The organism is Brevibacillus soli (genome assembly GCF_044759095.2).
Classification (GTDB): domain Bacteria; phylum Bacillota; class Bacilli; order Brevibacillales; family Brevibacillaceae; genus JBIYSM02.
In genome coordinates this window covers 17842-42730 of record NZ_JBIYSM020000027.1, presented here as the reverse complement: position 1 = coordinate 42730, position 24889 = coordinate 17842, and the positions used below count along the sequence as shown (strand labels likewise).

Sequence of the window (24889 nt, the reverse complement as noted above, 5' to 3'; positions counted from 1 at the left end):
TAATCCTCGAGACTGGTCCTCTCCTGTAAAAGTGGCAAGTCCTTCATCGGATCACCCCCCCGCACCGGAATCCTTTTTGGAGTACACCATTTACATAACCCGCCGTCTTTCCGTCCAAATATTGAATGACCTTGTTCCGCGCTTCACTTGGAGGAAGATTCTGATGAATAAAACTGCGCACTTCTTCCCAGCATGTATGACGAAATTCTCGGGTATCTGTCTCTCGAATAAGGGGTCTAAACCGTGCGGGTAAATCCTGATCACGATCAATCGCCGTTAAAGACATCAGTACGAAATGTTTGCCCATCTCATTTGCAATCCAGGTTCCAAGCAGCCAGTAGCGCATCAATTCGTACTTTTTACACTCTACTGCCACATTCCAAACGTCAGTAGTAAACACATTATCATACCAACGATCTTCCCTTTCAGCATAACGGATAAGGGCATCTTTGCTATTTCCCACTGTTTCATTTCCTGATGTAAATTTAGCCTCGATAAAAACAAGCGTATCCTCCGAATTGATAATCAAATCCGGCTCGGAACCGTATCCCATTCGCTCTCCGAATACGTGACTTGCCCTAAGCAATGCCTCCCATTTCCCTGCCTCCAGGGGAGAATACGACCAGAATATGAGTTCCGGATCATAGGCCAAACAGCCGGTAAACGCTTTTACGAACCGGTGCAAGTGATGATGTTTCTGCAAGTAGCGAAACACGTTCCATGTTATAACGTCCTCACTTCGTTCCCGCGCCATTCGGGATTCTGTTTTTCCTGCCAGAACCTGTTCTAAGTAGCGCAGATCATCCTTATCGTTCCATAGCAGGTTATGTGCCACTTCGCGATATTCAAAAGTGGAAGGGGATATATAAATGTCGTGATCCGGGCAGCGAAAACGCTCCTCTTTCTCCATTATGTTGGTTTGCCGTTCGACTGTATGCGTACATCCTAATATGGGACACTCAACCCGATCATTGATCGATATTCGTGGCTTCATATCATTTATTAAAAACAAATTCCCATCACCCTTTTTTTCATTTAAACTACAATCAATCTTAAGCCATCTTCGCAATCAAACGAGATAGGTCAACCAAATCTCCAATTCTGGATGGTTCCGCTCTTTTCAAATACTGCTTATCGTTCTCCATCAGCTTATAGATCTCAAACGCAGTCATCGCATCATCCAATGCTCGATGATGTTTTCCATTTGCCGTATGGCCAAACTCAAGCAATGCCTTCATCAGCCCGGTTTGATTTTGTTCCCCATAAAACCTCTTGTGTTCCATTGACAAATCTATTTCTTTTTTAGTGAAAGGATACTGGATTCCCCACTGCATGCAAAAATGTGAGCCCATTATCCACTGCCTCTTGGGTAATGTCCAAAAACTGTTTACAGCGTTCATTCAGAATAGGATTGATTTCAGGTTTTACATAGGAGGAGAACATATCATATACCTGATTATTTCGTACGGCTACCACACCTACTTCAATGATCTCTGGGATGAAACCTTTTCGTTTTTTGTCGTCTTCCGGCATCGTAAACTCAAAATCAACGAACAGATACGGTTGGGTCATGACACGTTCCTCCTTTTACAAGCTATTTTTAATACCCTATATTCTTAGAATACCTGGGATCGTGACAAATCCTGACAGGGAACATTTGTTTCCTACTAGAAAAGTAAAATACCGTCAGAGAACCTGGTTCTACTGACAGTATTTTTGCGCCATTTCATGATATTCTTCATGTAGTTTTTGTCTATACTCCGCAGGCTCGAGCAGCTCTGCATCCTTACCGTACTGTTTCATCCAACGCAAGAATTCTTCAGCTCCGCGAGTCGTTACCATTATTAAGAGAGAGCCATCTTCCCCATCAATAAATTGTGGCTTGGAGTCATATCTCTGTTCTTTAATATAACGGGCAACATTCTTCGAGAATCGAACTCGAAACGTTACCTCTTCTGTGTCCGCTTTAATTCCCCAAAGTTTATCCAAAAATGAATCGATATTAAATTCATCTTCAATAAAAAACTTCTTGTTTGTCAGCTCTATGGAATGAAAGCGATTTAATCGAAACGTAAGTACTTCCTCACGCAAATGGCAATAGCCAATTAAGTAGAGATACCCCCCGCGTGGAACCAAATAATAGGGATCAATCATTCGTTTTGTCAAATCTTCTCTCGACATCGTGTAATATTCGCAGGATATCGTCACATCTTGAACAATTGCTTCAATGATTCGTTGCATGATCAAATCCTGCTCCGGATTCATTTGTTCCGTATGTATTCTGATCCGCTTACTTAGTTGCAAGAGGTTATCGTTTACTTTGAAGCGCGTAAGAATCTTTTCCATAGCCGACTGGAAAGATTTTTGAAACGGATGCCCTTTCATTTTGAATTGGCTGGCAAGCATCGGGTAAAGGGAGATTGCCAGGTACTCATCGGCACCAAGTTTTCCCAGTGTTTGAATGTAGTTATCGACAACATAATATCCTTTGTTTCCCTGTAGCAAGACTTGAATTCCACATTTATCAAGGTCTTTTATGTCCCTGTAAATGCTCCGGACTGACGTTCCAGTCAACTCGGCAAGTTCAGGCGCGGTTATTCCGGGTCTCTGCTGAATCGTCGTGACGATATAAAATAAACGCTGTGTCTTATCCACGTCATCATTCACCCCAAAAACAGTAAATACCTCCGAATAGATATTCTTGTTTAATGGGACAAAATCCTCTTCACACAAAAAGAGCCACCTATAAAAGTAGCTCCCGTTAAAATGTTGTGGTTTCTCCTATATGTACCCCCAAATCTGAATTAGCGGAAAAGGTTGGAAAACAAATGGGAGATCTGCACTGCGTTTAGCATATTTGAACATTCGGAACATTCAAGAAATGCCATCTTATTTCCCCCTAATTAAGTTTTGTTTAGTTATTAAATAATATAGAGTAGGTAGTCATTCAATCGAATCATATTGGTAATTTCGAACTTTTTCATTAGCTTCTCCTTGTTCTCTAGTTTTGGGTTCGTTTGCAAATGACATATTTGTTATGAGAGATAAAATACAGCGCTGCCTCTTTCACCTTGTTTCCGTGCCGCTCCCATTCCTCCACATAAGCCAACACTTGAGGAGTATAATAATCGACGAATTCCTGCTCGTACTGGTGTTCAAACAAGTCAGTTTTGAAGTCAAGTATGATCCACCCATCTTCCTCCTCAAACAGGAAGTCGATCACACCCTTGAGTAGGTCATTGTCTTTGGAAACCATTATCGAGAACTCGTGGTAAGCCTGTTTGGCTTTGCGGCTGCGTGCCCATACTTCGCTTTCGAGGATACACCTGACGGAACGGAGCACATCACCCAGCCATTTTTCTTCCAAGCCCTCTTCTTCTGCAGCCATTCGGATGAACGTTTCTAGCTTCGAATCGTCCATTCCATTGCCGATCGCTTCGATGCTGCGGTGGACAACGGAACCGAACGCCAGGCCTCTTCCTTCTGCCGGACGATGGAGTTCCACTTGACTGAGAGATTTGGTTTGTGCCGTGACACTGGTTCGTGTGTAGGTAGGTGCTGCAGTGGATGCCAACCAATTGTTCCAAGAATAAAGTTCTTTCGCAACATCCGGAGCGATGTTTAACGGCTCGCGGTGAATCGGCTCAAATTCTACCTCATCGAGTTCAAGCTGTTTTTCCAAGCTGTTCTGCAGCGGGCTCCATGGGTCAATGGCCGGTTTCCACAGGTACTGGCTGACAACGAGAAGCTGTTTCGCCCTTGTAGCTGCCACGTAGAGCAGTCGGTCTTCCTCGGCCAGGATGTACGTTCGCTCTTTTAGCGCCTTTTCCACCCAGCCGACTGGCTGAGCAACCATCTCTTGCGTGTACGAATCTTTAGGCCGCTTAATCGTGAAAAATCCCACTGCCGTGTCGGTGCTGCGATCCACGTGTTCTTCCGCGTCATGGTCGTTGTCTCCACAAGGGCAGGCCAAAAACACGACGGGTGCTTCCAGTCCTTTTGCTTTATGCAAGTTCATGATGCGGACCGCCCCGCCAGACCCGGCGAACAAGCTGGTACTCTCCAATCCATCTGACTGCCTTAGTTTCCGAAAGAATGACGTTAATTCGTGCCAACTGGCCGAAACGGACACATCGGTTTGGATCAGTTCCAACAGTTTCACCAGTGTACCTGCGCGGATCGCACCTGTTTCTTTGACCGCTGCGTACGGAAGGATTCCCAAATCTTCGATGATGCGCATGAAGGCGGTCAACGCAGGAAAAGAACGTACCCATTCAAAATACTTCTGAATGCGCAGAAGCGCTCGATACACGGATCGTGCTTTCTCTGAAAGAGCCTCCTCCTCCGGCAGTGGGTACACGGCGATTCGCCCTGTCTCACCAGCATAATAATACAAAGCTTCGTCGCTTACACCGAACAACATCCCGCGGAGAACCGCAAGCAACGGAATTCGGTCTGTGCAATCATTCAGACACTCGACTAACATGTGCAGTGCATGCAGTTCTTCGTAGCCCGCACGGCTTCCGGATGTGTCGGACGGAACACCGTACTGCTCCAGCTTCTCAGCGTACAAGCCGATGAACTCTTTTCGTTTCAGCAAAATCATAAAGTCGCCTGGCTCCGCATCTCGGGTAACAGGAATACCATCTGTTCCGCCTTTTTCCTGGATCTGCAGGTTTCCCTTGCATGCCCATGCAATATACCGTGCAATCCGCTCTGCGTCATAAACTGCGATATCGGCTTTTCGATCCCGCTCCATTTTCGGAACGTTCAATGTGTAGATTCCGTGAGTCAGCCGTTTTCCTTTGGGATTCTCCTGCTGGGTAACCATCCTCACAAAGTTCGCTTGGTGGTCCGTCGTTTCAGTAGGCGGTGTGAATTTCGAAACAAAGGCATAGTTGACGAAGTCCCCGATTGCCGCTACGGAACGGAAGTTTTTTGTCAACTGCAACACATCGCCGCATGACGCGATCCGTTGCTTCACGAAGTTGTAAGTGGAAATGTCAGCACGACGAAACCGGTAGATAGACTGCTTGGGATCTCCCACGATGAGGAGTGAGCCCGGGCGAGGAAGCGCTTGACGCCAATCGGCCTGATCAGGATCTCCAGAAGTAAGCAGCAGCATCATCTCCGCCTGGATCGGATCCGTATCCTGAAATTCATCCACCAACAGCCGTGTGTATCGGCGGCCGAAATACTCCCGAACATCCCGATGCTCCCTCAGCAGCGCAGCCGTCTTCATCAGTAAATCCTGAAAATCGAGTATGCCCGATTCCATGCGTCTCATTCGGCTGTACTCTACTGCAGGCTGAACAAACCGAATCAGCTTCGGGTGGAGATATTCTCTCCAAGATTGCAGAAACGGCTGAAGAACGGTTTGTTGCCAGTCTTGGAACTGCTCCTTGAACTGTTTCCCCATCGTTTTTTCTGTCCACCGGTTTTGGGTAACGTCAAGCGAACGGTCAAACATCTTTGCCACCGCCAGTACATTCATCTTGTCCTGGAGGTTCATGTTTCGAAGAAAACGGCGCGCCTCTCGGATCACTTCCTGCAGTTTGTCCCAGCCTTTTTCAGGGGGATTTGTAGGAATAAACCGTGCGGCTTCGTCGACCATTTTTGGCAAGGACAGACGGATCAGATCGAAATCGGGTTCTTCAACATCTTGCGTAAAAATCACGACGTCCTCGTACTGTGACACCCGGTGAAAAACGGCACGCAACTCCTCAACATGAACATTGATCGCAAGCAGTTCATCGATGCCCGCAGTCTGCCCCTCATCTCGCAGCTTTTCTAAATATTCATCCCAACAGCGGTCACGAAACTCACTGGCATCTGACTCTTCCAGTTCGGTGAAATTCGGGTCCAGACCGGCTTCGATCGGGCGTTCTCGCAGTAGCCGACCGCAAAAAGCGTGAATCGTGCCGATAAAACATTGATTGATTTGCCGAAGTGCCTGCTCCAAGCGATTCCGTTCTGTCTCATCCGCTGCTCTTTTCAGCTCCTGCTCCAGTTTCAAGCGGAACCGGGCGCTTAGTTCTGATGCTGCTTTGTTTGTAAAGGTAATCGCTGCTATTTCATCGATTTCAGCTTTACCCGATTTCACCAGATTGATCATACGTCCAACCAACGATGTCGTTTTTCCTGAACCGGCACCTGCCTCCACGAGGAAAGTGGTATCCAGATCGTGCAGGATACGTTCTCGAGCCGATTGATCGTCGTACACCGCAGTATCACTCATAATCTTCCACCTCCAGCATCAGGGACAACCGCTCACCATTGGTTGGGTCGTTCCGTTTCTCTTTCATGTGTACCGCATGATTACCACAGACATCTCTGAAGTCACACCATTTGCATTTGCCAGGGTCCTGTGTGGGCGGGAATAGCCCCTGCTCCATGGCCGTGATCATCAGGGAAACCAGACGGGCTGTCGCTTCACGTCGATTTTGAGAGCGTGTCACTTCATGCCCTTGACCTTTGAAGGTCGGGAAATAATAAGAAGCTTCCACCACCTTCGCCTGCGGGTCAATGCCCGTACGTTGCAGCCACTGTTCCACAGCGATGGAGTAGATCGCGTGCTGCAGCTGCGTCCCTTTGGAAAAATACTCGTTTTCCTTGAATTTTCGTGGATTTCCCGTCTTGTAATCGATGACCTTGTATGTACTCGGCTCCAATTCATCAACGCGATCTACATATCCTTTTAGAGGCAAAACAAGTTCGTCACCCAGTTCGACCTGGAACACTCCGTCTTCGCCGTGCAAGGCAAGTTCCATGAATCTTGGTTTGGATGTCCGCTGAAGTTCGCCTTCCCAGAATATCTCCACGTCTTTGCGAATCTCGTCACTTTCCTTCAACATAACATGGACGCTGGGGGCAGGAATCTCCTGTTGGGCCTGCTGTATGGCTGTTTCTGTGATCCGCTGCAGGCGGGTATAATCATGTGCTCCCCCGTTTTCATTTGCTTCCAACAAGTATTGCTGAAAAATAGCATGCAGAAGGCTCCCCCGCTGGGCGGCATCCAGCCACTGGGACCGATCAAATTCGGCAACCTCTTTTGGCTTGATCCCCAAAACTTCCTGATAAAAATACTGAAGGGGACAACGGGCGTACAGTTCGAGTTTGCTGGCACTCGTCGTTTCCATGGCCAACGATCCGGAGGTTGCAGTAAACACACCATCGTATTCGGTCAATAGAAAGTCCTCTCTGGACGCCACAGCCCGCTCCCCGTTACCAAGATGAGGATATACGGAAATTACAGGGCTCCGGCTGTCATAGAATTGGCCATCGCTGGCGATGAGTCGTTTCATCCACGCCTCCTGCCCATCCAGTGTAATCGCACTAGGAGAAGTAACCATTCCAATTGGCAACTCAAGCTGGTTCAAAAGGTTTTCATAAGTCGCCTCGGGATTTCCCGACGAATGGCGAAATACTTGCAGCAGTTCGAACGCCGGATTCACTTCTTGGTTATCTGCCACCCGGTATGAATGGAAGCTGAGTGTGCACGTCCCACGGATCATGTTCAGACGACTTGTTCGTTCTCTCTCTTGCTGGGCCGCTTTATCCTTACTGGTGATTAAATGAGGGCTGATGCGAATTCGTTCCATATCGAGGAGAATTGGATCCTGGATATCGGCTACGGTCCAGGAGTTTTCGTCCATGCCCACAATAAAGGTGTATCGACGTCCGGACTGACCGCCATCACGCAAAGAGGAAACATGCAGCTTTCCTTCCGAAGGCATGCTATCCGTGGCAATGGTAATACCCTCTACCATTTCCCGTGCGAAATCGATCGCGGTTCTTCGTTCCATCGGCGTGTACGGTGCCCTGTCAAGTGTATGCAGCAGCTGTTTGATGCTGCTTTTCGCTTGCATGTCGTATTCATGGTATGAAGGTACCACGTCGCAAAATCGATTCATTCCATCCAAAACGTTTCTTGGTGACCAGATTTCTTTTTCCTCGGGCAGCACCTCAAATAGTCGGTCAAAGAAGTCGGCTAACAAATCTGCCGCAATAATCTGACGATCATGCTCGGTGCTTTCCTTGACCTTGCGAAGCAAGGAATACCTTTCCCTGCCCCATCCGATTCCCGATTTTTCCAGGACGCGAATGAAGCTGCAGCCGGTCACTGATTCCTCTTCCGATGGCAGGTATAGCAGTCCAAGCTTACATGCTTGCAAAATAGGATCTAGGTTGTATCCCGACTCCAACCACTCGAAATACAGGCTTGCTGCCAGGCCTGCTTTTGAGTAGGAAATGGGCAGTCCTTGAGAATACGTACATGGAATGGAAAATGGGGCAATCGCTGTATGTATCGCAGAAGCGTAGGCGGCGTAATCGGAAGCGATGATTTCAACTTCATCCCAGGATGCGTTCTGCTCAGCCATTCGCCGAAGCACTTCTCGAACTTCCGCGACAGGACCGAGTGAATGGAAGAATGACGTTTCTGTGAAAGGGAAACCAGACTCCGAGGCAGTAAATGGAACGTCGCTTTCCAAAACGTGAAGTCGGTTTCGGGTGATTGTATTCAACATGTCTTGCTCGGACTTCGAAAGTCGCAGGTGCTCATCTACTATGTAGAAAACATGCGGCAGCGGGTCTGGTTGAACGTACTGTCGCAATTCTGCATCATCCACAAGCTTATTTTTAATCATGTAGGACTCGTACTGGGATAAAAGTTTCTGGACATATATTCCTTTTTCAGGGTTTTCGAACTCACGGTGATCCAACTCAGCAGAACCGATTTTCGCGTGCCGCAACTCGCTGATAGCGGAACAAAAACAGTGAACCACCCCTGGAGTTAACAAGGAAACCGGAATATAGGAGTTCGTGTCTGAAGCCAGCTCCCTCATGAGCCATTGCACGATCCAATAGATTTCTTCCGGAGACGTATACGTCAACCCTTTTTCCACAAGTGTTAGTTGGGCGTGCTGGAGAGCCAATGACCGAGGTGATTGGACCGAAACATTTAGAACGCTACCGTGGGTCCGGCTAAGTTGTTCCAGCCACTGGTGACCTTGCGAAAAGTTGCTGGTCAACAACACCTTTTTGTGAAAGGGATTTCCGGTAAGCATCTCGTGCAATCGTTTTATCCGTTGACTGGACATCGTTAGAACCTCCTCAGCCATTTTCTATACAGTAGCACACCGCTTTGACAGCAAGCTGTCAGTGAACTTATGTTCTTATTGATACACCGCCTGCCAACGGTTCAGCCTTTCTTTCATTCGTTCGCGGTAAGTCAGCGGCGCCAAAATTTCTGCATCAGGGCCGTATTGGCTCAGCCACCCCAAGAACTCGCGGTCGTGATTAAGAGTCACTTCAAACACCAGGCTGCCATCCGGCAAATCCTTCAGTTTAGGCTTGACGAACAACTCCTCTTCCTTGATGTAACGGGCAACATTGGAGCTGAACCTGACTTTAAAGGTGATGTTCTGTTCGCCTCGATCAATCGACCATGTATGTTTCAGGTACGATTTAAGGTTAAAATCACCCTTCGAAAAAGTTTCGTTCAAAATGCGAACATCCCGAAAACGGCTAATTCGGAACGTACGAATTTCTTGGGCTACATGGCAAAAGCCTATGAGATAAAACCTCTGTTCACGGGGAACGAGGTAGTATGGGTCGATCTTGCGCTGGGACAGCGTGTTTCGGCTTTGACTGTAATACGTTGCCTCGATGGTGTTTAGCTGCAGAGTAGCTTGGATAATTGGAAATAAAAAATTGGACGAATGTTCCCGAAAAGCTGGGGTACCCATTTGAATGATGTCGGTGATTTCTTGTACTAATTCCCTGCGTTTCGTTTTCTCCTTTTGATTCGCTGCCATCACTTTTTCATAAGCGCTATCAAACCCTGGCGGCAGCAACGATTGAATATGTTCCAGAATGGAAGGCAGTACAGAAAACGCCAACGCCTCCTCTTCCGTCCAGTTGAGAGGATAGAGTGAAAAATTTCCTATGAACGTGTAGCCCTTGCCATGCCCTTGGTTCGTAATCGGTATATTCATGGCACTAAGTGCCTCCAAGTCACGGTAGATTGTTCGTTCTGTCGTTTCACAACGTTCGGCGAGCTCACGGGCCAGAATGCCGGGTTTTCCTTGAATCAGCGTGATGATGCGCATGAGACGAATAAGACGGTCTAACACATTTTCACCTCTGCCTTGAAACATTGTTTCTTAGTACATTCGTCCCATGTGAAATAGTTCCTGCCTATTGCAATGAAGAAGGAACATGACAACTTGTCGCTGCCATGTTCCCTCTTACTGTGGTTATTTCTTTTTCCGCTTCATTTGGCGGTATTTCTGCTCATGGAGCGCTTTTCGGGATGCGCTTGTGGGAGTTAACTGTTCAAGCTGGTTGTAAAGCATTTCAGATTCCTCGCGGAGTTCAAGATCATTGCATTGAATTGCCATCTGCAGCATTTTATCCGCTTGCTGCTTCAGCATCCCCTTTGCGTGATCCAAATTGCCTGTGTCGAACAACAGCATGGCTTCCTCAATTGCTTTGGCCGATTCGGTAATCTGCACCTGTTTCTCGACTTTCATGTTGGCTGGCTGGTTAATCAAGTTGATGTCATTCGTAAAATGGAGTTTTACATCAGATTTGATTTGACAGAGATTCGCCCCTTGTGTAACATCGACAAACTGCCATTCGACCTCGAGCACTGGATGTTCTCCAGGGGAATGCGGATAAAAGGCCATCTCAAGCAGGATCGACTTTTCCTCTTGATCAAACACATCACCAAGGGAGATCGTTATTTCTCCATCCGCATCTGTTGCTTTGTATCCATATATGTTGGTGATTATTGCGGTTTCTGATGGCTTCAATTTGAGCTGCACGTTTTGTGCAACAACGGACAAAAGCCCGCTTAACTCTTTGTTAAAAATAGACGGGATATCATCCGGTTTCTGAATGTAATAGAAGTTGCCGCCTCCATTGTCAGCAATGGTTTCCATCAGTTCTTCGTCAAACCCATCTCCAACACCCATGGTAGAGATCCCGATGCCTGCACTTTGGAACTCCCGTGCTATCGCACCCAGTTTTGCCTGGTCAGTGATCCCTTCGTTGGCATGGCCGTCTGAAAGCACGATCACCCGCTGCACAACGCCGTCTTTTTTGTTCTGCATCACGTGTTGAATGCCTTGCAACATGCCTCCGCTCAAGTTTGTCGAACCTCCGGCTTGGATCTGTTCGACATGCTGTTTCATGGCATCTTTATGGATAACTGCCTGTGGAGGAAATACTGTGGTCACCTCGTTGTCAAACGCGACGAGGCTGAGAGTGTCTTGGGCGCTCATTTGGGTAATGACGAATTGGCAGGCTTTCTTGCTGAACTGAAGCGGATCCCCGCTCATCGACCCGCTTCGGTCCAGCACGAGGGACAAGTTGATCGGCGCCCGATTCACTTGCACACCGGCTATTCCTTTGCACTCCAACAGCAAAAATACCTTCTCCGCCCCGCCCGTCGGTATATACGGCCGGTTCCACTCATGGTTTACTTGAATCGGCATTTTCATGAAACCCTCTCCTCTAACTCATTATTAAGGAGAGTGTAACATCAGTTGTTGACATCAGTATGTCAGCGAACGTACGTTTTCATTCATCTTGAAACTTATGTACAAGTTAACCAAAATATTTTCTAAAATCTTCTCGAAATTTATGCGCTAGCCTTGGGTGAGTCAAATGACCCTCTGAACGAATACATATCTCTTGAAGTGCTTCCTTCGAATGATTGCCTATTGAGTAAATTCGTACATCGGGGAAAATTCCAATTACTTTTAACAAAATTTCCTTTCCCCACTCTTTCTCTTGTTTAGTAGGAGGACGATTTTCAATCTTGCCTGAGTTTAGCTTATAAGGATGAAGCGGCATCACATTCCAAAAAAGTGGAGGTCTTTTCAGTTTCTTTACCTCTCCCCAAATAATATTAGCTGAATGTTCATACTGGTTACCGTTTATCAAGTAACTTGACTTAAAAATTTGTTGTGTAGAGATACCTTGATTAATCATTCGTTCTGAAGTAAATGGAATCCCCGTGAGATAACAACCTTTTATTCCGGGTGCCTCACCGATGAAAAGAAAGTCCGGTTTGAGCGAATACATTTCTTTAAAGTATGTAAATAAGTTAGCACATTTGTTCGGATCCTCTGCATAGAAGTTATTTACGTTGGGTAGATCTATTTTATTTACTAAGAGTGAAATCAGATTTCTTACTTTTGAGTTAAAAGCTTCATCTTCAATATCGCTCTGCTGCAACATTAAATCTTTGATGTGTTCTCCTTTTTTATGTGTGTTCAATGATAATACCTCCCACCATTATTTATCGAATATTAAGTCTATTTACCACATGATAATTTTTAGATACATTTATTATATCATTATCCCACTCCTTAGCATGTGTCTCCCTCCGAAGATTAACTTGGCCGTTAATTACGAAGGGGATATATTCGCTAAGGGTGGGTCATTTTCTTTCCGGCGAACCTGGGTCAATTATATCCCGGCGGTGAGAACAGGAAATAGCATTATACGTACTTTTAAGTAAAACAGGTCCGATTACGACACTACGATAAAGTTTATACCGGAAGATTATCGATTACTGGTGAAGCGGTTAAATAACGACTTTAATTCTTCTTTATATATGTCAGAGATTCCTAATATTGCTGAACCTAAGTGTTCCCACTTAAATTCTTTATCTGGACAGCGCCAGTAAGATTCATCCAATCCTGAAATTGTTGAACGTCTTGCACGTCTGGATGGTCTTTGAGTATTTCCCTTCCTCGAACAGGCAAGTTATAAAGTGGCTCATAATTCATAATCACCCTGTGAAGTGTTCTACAAATGATTTTTGTATCCACAAGTAGTAATCTACGAACAGCCAAAATAGCTAATTTTATTTACTAAGCAACAACAGTGTCAACGCCGACTTTATTTTGACCCACCATCGCCGGTTTAGAACTGACCCACCCGGCGATTTTTAAAATACCAGTGGTGACAGGCACTCTAAAACCGCGAAGTAAATACGGTCCGTTCCCAATCGCTTACGTGCCGGGAGTATTTATCCCATTCCGTTCTTTTGATCTTGATGAATTCCTCCCAGATGGAGCGCCCGATGGTTTCCGCCAGGATGGTATCCTCTGCTAGATAGTCGATCGCTTGGCTCAGGCTTCTGGGCACCCAGCCAATGCCCCGTTCCTTTAGCTACTGCTCGCTCAATATGCTGACATCGAAATCGGCAGGCTCGACAACAGATTGAACGATTCTACTGTGAGGTAGGAAATTAACCACGAAAATGTGGTGGCTCAAAAATATCTGACATACGTAGCCGAACGAATGCTCTGCCCAGCTGGATACTCAGTCTCCGTTGAAAAACCATGCGGAGTTATTAACGTAGCCATTTGAATGATCCACCTTCGTACAGAGCAAATATGTTAAACTTTTTTCTTTATACTAGCTCAGTGTGTGACAAAACCTGTCAGCAAACAAATGTTCTGACAGGTTTTGTCTATTCCTTTTTAATGAAATTGAAATGATCCCAAAATTTCATCCTCCATGTTTACCTTCTTGCTGGAGACGATCACATTGGTTGCGAGGACTTGCTTTTCCTGGAGAATTTTATGGACAATTTCCTCGACCGTCCCTTGGGACGTCATCTTACCATGATCGGTGACGATAGGATAATAAACAAAAACAGGTTTGTCCTGCCCAATCCGATACACGCGATCCGTCGCCTGATTTTCCACAGCCGGATTCCACCAGCGAGTATAGTGGATCACATGGTTGGCAGACGTGATCGTGAGTCCGGTGCCCGCCGCTTTCGGGGAAAGGATCATGACGTCAAATCCCGGTTTTTTGTTAAACGCATCGACAGCTTCCTGTCTTTTGTTGGTCATCCCGTTAATGATCATCGGGTTTACGTCAAAATGTTCACGAATCACTTTCTTCAAGATTTCCTGCATCTTCAAATACTCCGTGAACACCAGGACCTTTTCATCCTTTTGCTGGATGGTTTTGATAATATGCAAGGTTTCCTGAAGCTTGGGTATCTCTTTGACTGCCAAATGAAGATAATTTTCATTGATCAATCCTGGATGGGAGGAAAGTGCCTTCAGGTTTTGTATCGCCTGCAACCCATCCATAACATTTTCGCCTACGAGACCGATGATTTCCTTGTACAAGGTTTCCTGAACTCGTCCCAGAGGAACTTCTTTGATAATGATTGACTTCGCCGGGAGCTGGTCCGCCAATTCCTCCGACTTCGTCCTTCTTTTGTATACCATGGAAATACGGGCTGTCAGTTTCTCCTCGATGCCTCCAGAGAATTCTTCCTCTTCCAGCGGGGTAATAAATTCTTGCTTGTACTGGCTCAAACTGCCTAATAGCCCCGGCTGGACAAAATCCATGATCGACCACAGTTCACTCAAACTGTTTTCTACGGGTGTCCCCGTCATCGCCAGGCGAAATCTGGTTTTCATCGCCTTTATGACGCGAGAAACTGCAGTGGAAGGATTTTTGATCGCTTGTGCCTCATCACAGATCACTGCTTGCCAATTCACCTGGCCGAAAATGAGCTGATCCTTGACCAAAGTCTGATAGGTGGTAATCGTAATGCCGGTGTTTTCCAAGATTTTTGGATCTCGTACCCGTTCCGTTCCGCGGTGTATGGAAAACGAAGCCAAAAGCAGCGGCGCAAACTTGCGGATCTCTTTTTCCCAGTTGTCTAGCAACGTCTTGGGGACGACAATCAGTGTGGGTGAAAGCTGCTTCGTTTCCTGCAAATAGGACAGGAACGAAATCACCTGGACCGTTTTTCCCAACCCCATGTCGTCCGCAAGCAATCCGCCCAATTTGCGATAATGCAAGGATTTCATCCAGATGTAGCCATCCGCCTGGAATGGCTTCAATGTTGCCAAAAACTTTGCGGAGGATTCGGATCCAGAACTCCCAAATCCTGCATTTCCTGCCTTGCAGCTAGTATAGGCTGGTTAAACTCAAGCTGGTTAATATTTTCGTATATTTCTAGAATATACGGAAGCTTGTTGATGTCCACCGGCTGTGTAAGATCAACATTTGTCTGGAGCTGCTCGGTTGCTTTGGAGAATTCTTCGGCGTCACCGGGTATTTTCAGCCATTGGCCATTCCATTCAATATAATCCTCGCCATTTTCTTTCGCTGTCTGGATGAGTTTGACGATCTCGTTTGCCGCGAATGTTCCTTGCGATTCGCCGGCTTCATCGACAGCGGAAAATCCAACATCGACGTGAAACCATCCCCGCTCCCTCTCTTTTGCGTAGACATATGGCTGGGCACGATACACTTTGATCCCTAGTGACTTCACCCGTTCACTGAAGAAAGACAGATCCAGCCCTTCGATCTCGGGCAGGAATGCCTCAGGGTTCTCGGCAAACCTCGGTATATCCGCTCCCTGAATCAGGGGGATCTGATCGATTGTTTTTGCCTGTTCGTGAATCTCGGGAGCCACAAAGATTTTTTGATGATTGGGGCCGGTGGCGTACACGCTCAAGGTTTCTCCCATTTTGTCCAAAACTTCTTGGGGGACATCATGGGCCGTTTGATAAGACGGCTTGAGCGTGATTACTGTTTGGTCGTAATCCACCTGAACGTCCAGCTTGTCGATGAACAGATACTCCTGTTCTTCCAGATAATCGTCCATAGGGATTTGCATTTCTCTCGCCTTTGTCCTGATTTGGGCCACATAGGTAAAAATATGATCCTTGTCTTTCGGGTCAGGACTTTTTTTCAGCATCTGCTCAAACAGGTACTGTTCCTCGTCAAGCAACAGGACGGTCTGGTCAGGCAAGGTGATCCACGGCCCGGTCTGTTTTGACGTTCTCTCGATGTTCCGCCATTTCCCCGTGTTTTTTTCCAGAACAAACTGGAAACGGGAGCTGCCTACTGCGCCCTCATGGCCTAGTTTGCATTGCACCTTTGCCGGATCTGGTATCCCGAGAAGTGACTTGACCTCTGAAGGCAGCTCCCGGAATCTTTGATAAGGCAATACATATGATTCTCCCGCTTCCTCAAGGTACTCATCGTACCACAGGGCTTCTATTACCTCTAATAGGTCAATCTGTTCCTGCTGCTTGATCTCCAGGATGGAGAGTTTCAGCGGTAGTTTCTCCACCTGCTCCTTGCGATCGCGGTATAGACGAATCCGAAGCCCTTTTTCAACTTTTTGGATATCCGCACGAATCTGGGAGGGAGTACTGTTTTCTTTTTTCGTTTTCTTCAAGAAATTGAATATACCGGACATTGCCCTCAGTCCTTACTGGATCATTCTTTTAGGTATTGACGCATTTGGATGTCAAACTTTCTTTGCCAATCCCCTCGGTGATCCAATTTGTTAATGAAAAGTTTAATTCCATGTCTCATTGAATTTGTATCTTTCAGCATGCTCTCTTTCTTTGCCGTATTCTTTGAATGTTTGAAATTAGCCAAGTGTATCTTTGAATGAATAAACTGTTGGAAACCTGCTTCATGATAAAAGTAAGCTGCCCCGATCTTCCTGAATTCGACGACCACGAAACCTTCAAAATAAATAAAGACTACGGAAGGGTCCTTCAACGATTCCACGTGATTCATGTAGTTGATAAATCGTTTCCAATACTCGATTCGCTCATTGTTTTCATCCGTTTCAAAGAACTTTTTCAGTTCATTCCCAATTAACCATCGATGTACCTGCTTGAGTGCCCTCTCTGACAGAAAGTCCCACTCTGTTTCTCGTTCACGCGGATCAAGCAAACGCCGAATGGCTTGCTCCATGATGAGGAAATGAAATTGGAGATGTTCCCTGGCCTCCAGGTAAAATTTCAGCACATGCTTATAGTCTTGTAAGGACAAGTACTCCAACCGTTCCACAATGTATGGAACACCATCTTTTTTGATGATGCGGTCATCGGACAGGCTGGCAGCAAAGAGACGTTTTATCAACTCTTCTTCGAGCAACGACTCTTCTTTAACTTTCCACTTCTTCAATACTTCCCGGGTAGAGAAAGACGCTTTCTGCAAGGAAGAAACAAGGCCATGAACAATCCCTTGTTTTTCTTCCATAGCTGGCTCAAACAAGCGTAAAAATGTTTCCTCAATCCCCATAAATCCGACTCGATCCTGATAATAGCAATCCCGTATCAAATCTTGCAAAAAGCGGTCGGTCAAATCTTGTTGAAACAAGCCCCAAGCCCGTTGTCCTACCGTACCGGAATAGCGGGTCGTCAAAATGACATTGATTTTGCTTCTTGTTTCATCCGTTTCGCTTGTAAATGGGTAATCGTACAGCAGCAACAATACTTCCATCTTTTTCAGAGATTGGGCAAAGGGAACGATCTCTGTAAAAGACAGACCGCGTATCTTCTCCAGCAACTTCGGCAAAAGAACAGCACGACGCGACAAAACTAATGATTGTTCTACGTTCTTAAAACGCGCCTCTACTTTCCTGCTCACTTCCCTCAGGAGGTCAGGTTCAAACGCGAACAAATGAAACCGCGGGTTATTTTCCATTCTCGTTCACCATCGTTTGGATCTTCTCCAATAGCTGGTCATCTTTCAATCGAAACTTGAATTCTACACGTCTGGACTTATCCGCATCAATCGTTCCGTCCGACTTGTACATCGGCATACTGAACGAACGGCCATTTGCAGTAATCACCTTGTTTAACTCATTACGATAGCGAAAATTGGGAAAAGACGGAGAGTAAATCTGTTCAACCACAGCCAATGCCCGGTTTTGGGAGAGTTTCAGGTTAAACAGGTAACCACCCTGCGTATCCGTGTGTCCTTCTACAATAATTTGCGATATTTCGTTGCGAAACTGATCGGAAAGTAAAATACCAATATATTTCGGAATAAATTTCTCCAGGTATTGTTTTCCCGTCGGCGAAATTTCACTGCTGTTAGTCGCAAAAAATACTCCCCCGGAAAAACGAATGGCACCAGTTTGCGGATCTACCTGCATATCGAGATCTGAGTCCTGGAATACTTTCACCAGTTCCTTGATAATTCTCGTTTTTACTCCGACAACTTCCTCAATCATCTTGTTCTTTTCATCAATGGCCTCTTCTTTTTGCTTGATAACTGCCTGTGTCTCTTCAAAGGTTTTCTGCATATTAAAGAGAGCAATCATAAGTACAAGGGCAAAGACGATTAACAAGGCTGACATCAAATCAGTATACGATACCCAAAAACTCTCTTTTTCTTCTTCGTGCGTGTAGGAAAAATATTTCTTCGCATTGCGAAATCCTCTGGCCATATGATCTCCACACCTTACGCCTGTTTCAGCATATTGCTTGCGTATTTATTCAGTTCATTCACAGACAGCTTCAAGGTCTGGATCGCATCAGGCAAATCGGAGACCCCGTCCTGAATCGCATCGACTCCACTTGCAAGATATTGAACCGATTTGGAAAGCTCCTGATCGAACTGCTTAAACGTATGTTCCAGACCGCGATGCATGTCTTCTGTAAAACGGCTCATCGATACCGCCAGCTGTTTGTTGGCATCTGACAGCACCTGACTCGTAGTTTCCCAAATCTGCTTCAATGACGCCACTCGTGAATCCATTTGCTCAATTTGCCAGCTTAAATTCTCGTTTATCTGATTGTAAGTCTCATCGATATGTTGCCTTTCCCTATGAGTAGATTCCAATGTTTTAATAAGTTCTTTCTGCAGTTCTGCAAACATGGAGCCATGCACGCTAAATTGCCGCAGCAAGGAGTTCAATTCGTCATTTGAATCGCTCGTGAGCTGGATTTGCTCAGCCATCGATTCTGCAAGTTTATATTGGGAGTCTGTAACCGACGAGATGTGCTGCAGATTTTCTTCAATCTTGTCTTGAAGCGCAGCCTGAAATTCTGAATGGGAAACGATCGACGTGACATTTTCCCTGAGCGTTTCCAAATGTTGATCGAAGTGCATATGGAACACATTCCGTTCTTCCACCATTCTTTCCAGCAACTCCGAGATTGAAGACTGGAGGGCCGTATTCTTTTCGGTTGTCTGATTCATTTCCCAAAGTGTTTCTTGCAACGTATTTTGATAGGTAATAATTTGATCCGTATACAAGTGAATCTGCTCTGTCAGGACCGTTGTTTTTTCAACCATTTCGGACTGTCTTTTTGCAGATTGTTGCATCGATTCCACCAAGGCGCTCATTTCACCATGAACTTTCTGCTGCCATTCGATGGTAGTCTGGAGGGCCTCCCCTAATCCTTTCATGTGTTCTCCGGTAATCTCACTTAACGAATGAACAAATTGGTCTACCATCTGATTAATTCCTTCCATTTGTGTTGAACTAGTCTTTTGGATCATCTCCTGCATCATATTTTGAGTCTGTTCCATGTGCGGTAGAACCGCTTTTTGCAGTGCATCAGAAAAGCCGGAAATCATGTTTGGGATCATGATCTCGGTAAGGAAATCCTGAAAGTCGTGCATCTGCTTTTCCTGGTTTTGAAACATTTGATAGAGTACGGTGCTTTCTTCCTGGGTCGGGAATGCTGTATCCATCGATTGTCGAATCTCTGAAAAGCTGATGGAAAGGCGTGGGTACAACCAATATTTATCTGCGATTTGCCAAGCTAGAGACAGCAAGATTCCGATGATAGATGAAACGAATTTTACCTTCATCCCACTTAACAAAGTTCCGATGCCACTTTTCAGCGTAGTTGCATCCCCAGTGGGGTCAAGACCTGATACGCCCATCGATATCCCTAGAAAGGTCCCAATAATACCCAAAGCGAGAAAGATTCCAGGTACAATTTCTGCCAACTTCCGCTTTCCGAATTTCTGGACAAAAGAATCTTCCAGAAAAAAATCGTATACATCGGGTGTAAATGTGATTCCTGACTGCTGGTTGTGCATATACTTTTGGTAAAAGTTGTCCCAGGCTGGGTTTACACAATTCCTCAGGTAATCTGTGTTCGCGTTTGTATCGATCCAATCCTTGAAGCGGTTGAACTTTGATTGGGTGTCTTCTTCTTCACTTATTTCTGCCAGCACTTCTTTTATCTTCTTGGTATCTTGATCAACTGTTTGATAGGGTTTATAGATTAGAAAGCCCAAAAATAGACAAACAGCTGACATCATCAACATATAACCATACTGAAATAAGTCTGATGAAAACGCTACCGATAACAATTTCGTTGCCTCCCAACGGTGTCATCCAGATTTAAAAAACAGTTACTGCTTGTTTGCCAAGTTGTTCCCAGCTTTTTATAAAAGGTTCCTTCGCCACTTTCTTGTAGCCCTCTTTTCCCATTGGATCGTTGATATAGACAGAATCGACATCAAAGCCAACAAGCAGGACGGCATGTTGCTTAAACGTCACCCGAATCGTCCGATTGTCTGCCGTTTTCCATTCAAGCCATTGCTTTGTGGGCTGAAAGTCACTGGTTGTCCATACAATTACGGGCCGATTGTTTTGTACTTCCTGCAGGATTGTTGAAAAATCCAATCCGGTTACATTTTTCGCTCGCTTGGGATATACTTCGTTAATGAGATGGACGATCGGTTGATGATACACGGCATAACCTAGATGTTTCCCAGTAATATCGCCCACAAATCCCTTTTCCGGATTCCCCCACGAAAGTATTCTCCCAGTTGCATCCACTTTGAGCGGAGTGGTGTCTTTTTTTACACGTTTCGCCAGTTCAAGTTTGCTCACCGGATTCCCCAAGAAGCGAAGAAGCATGGCAACACTTGTTACCTCACATCCGTTTATTAACTCCGGATATTGTTTTATGTGTGGCACGTTTTCAATGATGTAACGTAAACTTGTTACGCTTAATCGATCAGAGAGATGGATCCGTTGTCTAACTTGTATCTTTTCCCTTTCAAGTGGAGGTTCGATTACTATGGAAGGGTTACGAGTCTCGTACTGTATTTGTTTGGGTGATTTCATTTCAGAAAAAATGATTAAAGATATCATAAAAATCGCACAAGAGATATGTATCACCAAAGCACTGTTTGGCTTAGTAAGCCAAGTCATTGTATGAACCCCCGATAACTCTTTCCACTAATTAAAAAATTCTAAAACGTCGTTAAAATATAAAATTTTTTAGTACATATTTACTATAGCAAACGAATCAGTATTTTTCTATTTACTCAAGAAATAAATCCCTTTTGGCCTAATCGAGATTTATCAAATGAAAATAGAATGTCTAAAGAAAGACAGACCTGCCAGCAACAAACGTAATGCTTGACCATTGTGACCGGAACAAGCTGAAGCTTATGTACGAACATATAGTGTTTGCAATGGTGGAGGGGGAAGATTTTCCTACGTGTTGGGACTTATTTTACCGCAGAAAATGAGAAGTATGGTAGAACCGCAGCAGTTCTCTTCGATATACTGGACAATCTGTTGAACGTAAAGGGGGTGAGGGAGTACATGATTGAAGGACTTGTTAATCCTCTAACTAACTTCCCATTGCGTATTGATTACTTTGCTGAAAGTATTCCTTTAACAGTAGAATATCACGGAGAGCAACATTTCAAAAACGTAGATTGGTTTCGTCATCCTGACAGAAAGACGAAATGGTCTTTAAAAGGACAAAAGGCAAGGGACAAAATCAAGGCTGACTTCCTAAAAAAGAGAGGGATCCCATTGGTAGTCTTTTCATACAAGGATAATATTTGTACAGAGGCTATTGTCTCGAAACTTCAGAAATATATACAACTTTGAAGAGAGAGCCCCCTGCCTTTCTCCCGAAGTCGATGTATCGATTGATAGGAAAAAAGTGAAGGAGAGGCCGTAATAGCCTCTCCTTCACTTTTTTCGATCACTAATTGTCTAAACTTATGATAACCTGTGCGTACAAAAAGTCGTTTATGATCATCTTTACGACAATTTCATCTCCAAATAAATAACTCGTGTAACTATATTTAGTTGCCTGCACATCTACCCATTCCAAAAGTGCTAAACGAGTGTTTATTTTTTGTTCTGGATCATGAACAGAAGCCACACTCTTCGGGTCGGAGACTATGGTAGACCCTTTCGACATTTCTTAATTGGCGACAAACACCTATCCCCCTCACTTCATGGTGACCGGGGCAAATGCTTTTATTGAATGAGAATCTGTAACATACAATCGGAAATCCGGACCAACGTAGGCATCGTACACTGGCCCACGATTTGTAAAGGCAATTCCTCCAACCTTTTTCCCTAGCTTGGTATATACCTGCAACCGAATATTCCACATGGTATGAAACCAATCTCCCTTGGACTGATACCATTCTTCCGTAAAGAGCAGGCTGTTGCCAAAGCTTTTCGCAATGGGGCCTGTGGGGACCTTGCTACCCGGAGCACGATAATAGGGGATGGAGGCCAGTATTTTTCCTGATGCTCGATCCATGTAATACACACCGTAATCCGAATCCGCATAGACAATCTTTCCGTTTAACGATACACCGCGAATGGTAAAAGAAGGCAGATTTATGTTTGTACTCCATAATAGTGCGCCATTTCGGTCCAACGAAAGAACTTTCCTTGTTATCGCATGTCCTTGGTGATCCGGTTCTATTTCGCTAATATAAATTCTCCCTTCCGGATCAATACCTTCGGGTTCCAAACTTCCGTTTTCGTGGAAACGCCAAAGGAGTTCTCCGCTATCCAAACGAAAGGCGAAACATCCAGAGCTGTTTTCTACGATGATTCGATCTTTCTGTACGATGGGAAAGTCAGTGTTCACATGCTGATTGATTGCCCAATAGGCTTGGCCTGTTCTTGTTGACAGCATCATGAACCGATACATGTCCTCTGAGCAGACCCCATAACCACTACAGTCGGTCCAGGTAACCAGACGTTCTCCATCCAGTATGATCGGACGATGATAGGCAACATTCGGGTTGTCCGAGCGTAACTCCCATAATTTTCGTCCGGTCACATCAAGCGCCAGTAACCGATTGTCCACCGGAATATAAATACGGTTTTGCTGATCAAGTTCGAACACGTTGTATGGGGTGATGATGATGCCATAAGGTTCTAAAGAGAAGCTCTTTGCGATCTTTCCGTCAGACTTTCTGATGACAAGTATGCTATCTTGCCGGTAATCTTTCGTTGGAGTGAAGGCGAGAGCAACCACGTATGACTGGTTTAGACGGTATTCATAAATATAGACGTCGCTCCGCTTCCAAAGTATCTTCCCACTGGCATTTCGCAAGCCAATCTCAATGAAGTGTCCATCCGTATTCGCCAGGCCATACAAGACACTCCCATCCATTCGCGCCTCCAGTATCTGGGGTGTAGCGGCATAAGGGCTCGTTCCTGTTGAGAAGCTCCAAACCTGCTTGTAGTTGTCGAAAGATTTTACATTCGTATCTGCTGAAGACTGTCCCGGTATCCCTATCACGAACATCATCAGTAAAAGCAGGGTTACGCCCACTCTGTGAAAAATCCCGTACATACTCAACCCCCTATAAAAAATGTACGATACAGAAAATTTAACATTAGACTGCTAGCCATTCAAGAACGGATTTATTGCCCCTTCAGTATTCTTGATAAGCTACAGGCAGCCCTCAAGATGGTAGTCTTACGAGGGATTTCGGGCTACTCATTACTTCCGTACCCGTAGAATTTCCGGAGGTAGTCATCGAAGACAGCTGCTGTGACGATAGAAGTACGGAGTGGCCTAGATATGTCTCCAAAATATTCAATCGCCACGTCCGGCATGAATCGAATGGTATAGTGCCCCCCAATATCCCCCGAAAAACTCCATTTGAATCCAATCCACAGTAGTTTGCTTATCCATGACTCACCTCTACCAATAACGCTTGGAACTGTTCGTTCTTTTTCATCCCTAGACTTACGTACGGCAGCCATTTCAACCGATATGTACCGGTCAAATGAATCGTTTCTTCTCTCCCCGAAGTCGTCCCCTTTGATGCTTGCTCTTTCCAGGAGCAATGCCCAGTAATCAACCTGCCATCGTGAATATGAAACTCTTTATCCACCGGGTTGTGTGTTCTCGAGGGTTGCCAGTGTACCCGATCATTAGTCAGAAGTAGCGCGTACCCTTTAACATCGGGTCTCTTTCTGACCACTCTTTCCATTTTTCCAAGGTCGCTTAAAAAGTCGTACCGTGAAATGTCGTAGGCCAACTGATTCTTCAGATGGATATTTTTTCTTTACCCAGTTCATAATTCACTCGTACGGTATAGCCAATGTCACTCAAATGAGTGGCAAGTTTATCTCGTAAATCGACCTGTGACAGAGGAATTTCTCCTCTTTGAGAGAAGGTATCAAACCATGTTTTTGCCTCGTCAGTACCCGTTTGTATGTTATTCATGATAATTACGTCATCTTCTATTGTCTTCTTCACAGAAAAAATGGAAGATCGAGCCTCAGTCGCCTCTTGTTGAACGCCTTGAACAGTGAGTAAGAGATATCGAATGATCACATCTTGCTCCGGATTCATCTGCTCCATATGAATCCGGATCCGCTTACTTAGCTGCAGGAGGTTATCGTTGACTTTAAACCTGGTAAGGATTTTCTCCATCGCCGACTGAAATGACTTTTGGAACGGATGCCCTTTTAGTTTTATGGGGCTTGCGAGCATCGGATATAAAGAAATGGCGAAGTATTCTTCCGCAGCCAGCTGTCCTGGTGTCTGGATGAAGTTATCTACGAGAAAATAGCCTTTGTTTCCTTCCAGCATGATTTGAATCCCACATTCATCGAGGTGTCTAATGTCCCGGTAAATGCTTCTCACTGACGTTCCTGCCAACTTGGCAAGTTCCGGTGCGGTGATACCTGGCCTCTGCTGGATCGTGGTAAGTATGAAAAAGAGACGTTGTACCTTCTCCAAGTCATTCACTCCAAAAAACGACAAATTTCTACTTTTCATTTTTCTTGAAGAATGGCAAAAATCCTGTTCGTTTTTTCAGCCCCGTTTAC

At 45.3% G+C, this 24889-nt stretch carries 17 protein-coding genes and 1 pseudogene; 1 reads left to right on the top strand and 17 read right to left on the bottom strand.

Annotation, left to right across the window (positions count from 1 at the left end; all coding sequences use genetic code 11):
- Positions 1 to 43: 43 nt before the first annotated feature.
- The 15 genes and pseudogenes from ACE99V_RS12685 to ACE99V_RS12615 all read right to left on the bottom strand — a co-directional run bounded on the left by ACE99V_RS12685 (position 44) and on the right by ACE99V_RS12615 (position 20986).
- The gene (locus ACE99V_RS12685; protein ID WP_400491453.1) at positions 44 to 910 is read right to left on the bottom strand and encodes a hypothetical protein; all 867 of its coding nucleotides are present in this window, start codon (positions 908 to 910) and stop codon (positions 44 to 46) included.
- Positions 911 to 1052: 142 nt separating this feature from the next.
- Positions 1053 to 1572 (bottom strand): annotated as a pseudogene (locus ACE99V_RS12680) (exonuclease domain-containing protein).
- 129 nt (positions 1573 to 1701) lie between these two features.
- On the bottom strand, positions 1702 to 2733 hold the full coding sequence (locus ACE99V_RS12675; protein ID WP_400491452.1) for a helix-turn-helix transcriptional regulator: 1032 nt from the start codon (positions 2731 to 2733) through the stop codon (positions 1702 to 1704).
- A 268-nt stretch (positions 2734 to 3001) separates the two neighbouring features.
- Positions 3002 to 6238, bottom strand: a complete 3237-nt coding sequence (locus ACE99V_RS12670) for a UvrD-helicase domain-containing protein (RefSeq protein WP_400491451.1) — start codon at positions 6236 to 6238, stop codon at positions 3002 to 3004.
- Positions 6231 to 9101 carry a PD-(D/E)XK nuclease family protein gene (locus tag ACE99V_RS12665; protein ID WP_400491450.1) on the bottom strand — a complete coding sequence of 957 codons (2871 nt, stop codon included), beginning with the start codon at positions 9099 to 9101 and terminating at the stop codon, positions 6231 to 6233. The genes ACE99V_RS12670 and ACE99V_RS12665 overlap by 8 nt, the downstream gene beginning before the upstream one ends.
- A gap of 75 nt (positions 9102 to 9176) precedes the next feature.
- A complete protein-coding gene (locus ACE99V_RS12660) occupies positions 9177 to 10136 on the bottom strand; it encodes a helix-turn-helix transcriptional regulator (RefSeq protein WP_400491449.1) in 960 nt (319 codons plus the stop codon).
- Between the two features lie 123 nt (positions 10137 to 10259).
- Positions 10260 to 11507 carry a vWA domain-containing protein gene (locus tag ACE99V_RS12655; protein WP_400491448.1) on the bottom strand — a complete coding sequence of 416 codons (1248 nt, stop codon included), beginning with the start codon at positions 11505 to 11507 and terminating at the stop codon, positions 10260 to 10262.
- A gap of 106 nt (positions 11508 to 11613) precedes the next feature.
- Positions 11614 to 12288, bottom strand: a complete 675-nt coding sequence (locus ACE99V_RS12650) for a uracil-DNA glycosylase (protein ID WP_400491447.1) — start codon at positions 12286 to 12288, stop codon at positions 11614 to 11616.
- A gap of 702 nt (positions 12289 to 12990) precedes the next feature.
- The gene (locus tag ACE99V_RS12645; RefSeq protein WP_400491462.1) at positions 12991 to 13173 is read right to left on the bottom strand and encodes a hypothetical protein; all 183 of its coding nucleotides are present in this window, start codon (positions 13171 to 13173) and stop codon (positions 12991 to 12993) included.
- A 329-nt stretch (positions 13174 to 13502) separates the two neighbouring features.
- Complete coding sequence (locus ACE99V_RS12640) at positions 13503 to 14891, bottom strand: DEAD/DEAH box helicase (protein ID WP_400491446.1); 1389 nt, start codon at positions 14889 to 14891, stop codon at positions 13503 to 13505.
- On the bottom strand, positions 14888 to 16261 hold the full coding sequence (locus ACE99V_RS12635; protein ID WP_400491445.1) for a hypothetical protein: 1374 nt from the start codon (positions 16259 to 16261) through the stop codon (positions 14888 to 14890). The genes ACE99V_RS12640 and ACE99V_RS12635 overlap by 4 nt, the downstream gene beginning before the upstream one ends.
- A gap of 20 nt (positions 16262 to 16281) precedes the next feature.
- Positions 16282 to 17505, bottom strand: coding sequence for a hypothetical protein (locus ACE99V_RS12630; RefSeq protein WP_400491444.1), 1224 nt, complete (start codon positions 17503 to 17505; stop codon positions 16282 to 16284).
- On the bottom strand, positions 17495 to 18253 hold the full coding sequence (locus tag ACE99V_RS12625; protein ID WP_400491443.1) for an OmpA family protein: 759 nt from the start codon (positions 18251 to 18253) through the stop codon (positions 17495 to 17497). Before ACE99V_RS12625 ends, ACE99V_RS12630 begins: the two co-directional genes overlap by 11 nt.
- 14 nt (positions 18254 to 18267) lie before the next feature.
- Positions 18268 to 20136, bottom strand: coding sequence for a hypothetical protein (locus ACE99V_RS12620; RefSeq protein ID WP_400491442.1), 1869 nt, complete (start codon positions 20134 to 20136; stop codon positions 18268 to 18270).
- A 31-nt stretch (positions 20137 to 20167) separates the two neighbouring features.
- Complete coding sequence (locus ACE99V_RS12615) at positions 20168 to 20986, bottom strand: C39 family peptidase (RefSeq protein ID WP_400491441.1); 819 nt, start codon at positions 20984 to 20986, stop codon at positions 20168 to 20170.
- Positions 20987 to 21385: 399 nt separating this feature from the next.
- Here ACE99V_RS12615 and ACE99V_RS12610 point away from each other — a divergent pair, with 399 nt between their 5' ends.
- Positions 21386 to 21679, top strand: coding sequence for a hypothetical protein (locus ACE99V_RS12610; RefSeq protein WP_400491440.1), 294 nt, complete (start codon positions 21386 to 21388; stop codon positions 21677 to 21679).
- 349 nt (positions 21680 to 22028) lie between these two features.
- Here ACE99V_RS12610 and ACE99V_RS12605 read toward each other — a convergent pair whose 3' ends face one another.
- The gene (locus tag ACE99V_RS12605) at positions 22029 to 23399 is read right to left on the bottom strand and encodes an outer membrane protein assembly factor BamB family protein (RefSeq protein ID WP_400491439.1); all 1371 of its coding nucleotides are present in this window, start codon (positions 23397 to 23399) and stop codon (positions 22029 to 22031) included.
- 702 nt (positions 23400 to 24101) lie between these two features.
- Positions 24102 to 24800, bottom strand: a complete 699-nt coding sequence (locus ACE99V_RS12600; RefSeq protein ID WP_400491438.1) for a helix-turn-helix transcriptional regulator — start codon at positions 24798 to 24800, stop codon at positions 24102 to 24104.
- Positions 24801 to 24889 lie beyond the last annotated feature (89 nt).

Bases quoted from the DNA above. Each gene is read 5' to 3' on its own strand.
- ACE99V_RS12685 (WP_400491453.1), bottom strand. From the start codon at position 910: ATGGAGAAAGAGGAGCGTTTTCGCTGCCCGGATCACGACATTTATATA.
- ACE99V_RS12670 (WP_400491451.1), bottom strand. From the start codon at position 6,238: ATGAGTGATACTGCGGTGTACGACGATCAATCGGCTCGAGAACGTATC.
- ACE99V_RS12665 (WP_400491450.1), bottom strand. From the start codon at position 9,101: ATGTCCAGTCAACGGATAAAACGATTGCACGAGATGCTTACCGGAAAT.
- ACE99V_RS12655 (WP_400491448.1), bottom strand. From the start codon at position 11,507: ATGAAAATGCCGATTCAAGTAAACCATGAGTGGAACCGGCCGTATATA.
- ACE99V_RS12635 (WP_400491445.1), bottom strand. From the start codon at position 16,261: ATGTCCGGTATATTCAATTTCTTGAAGAAAACGAAAAAAGAAAACAGT.
- ACE99V_RS12630 (WP_400491444.1), bottom strand. From the start codon at position 17,505: ATGGAAAATAACCCGCGGTTTCATTTGTTCGCGTTTGAACCTGACCTC.
- ACE99V_RS12625 (WP_400491443.1), bottom strand. From the start codon at position 18,253: ATGGCCAGAGGATTTCGCAATGCGAAGAAATATTTTTCCTACACGCAC.
- ACE99V_RS12615 (WP_400491441.1), bottom strand. From the start codon at position 20,986: ATGACTTGGCTTACTAAGCCAAACAGTGCTTTGGTGATACATATCTCT.
- ACE99V_RS12610 (WP_400491440.1), top strand. From the start codon at position 21,386: ATGATTGAAGGACTTGTTAATCCTCTAACTAACTTCCCATTGCGTATT.
- ACE99V_RS12605 (WP_400491439.1), bottom strand. From the start codon at position 23,399: ATGTACGGGATTTTTCACAGAGTGGGCGTAACCCTGCTTTTACTGATG.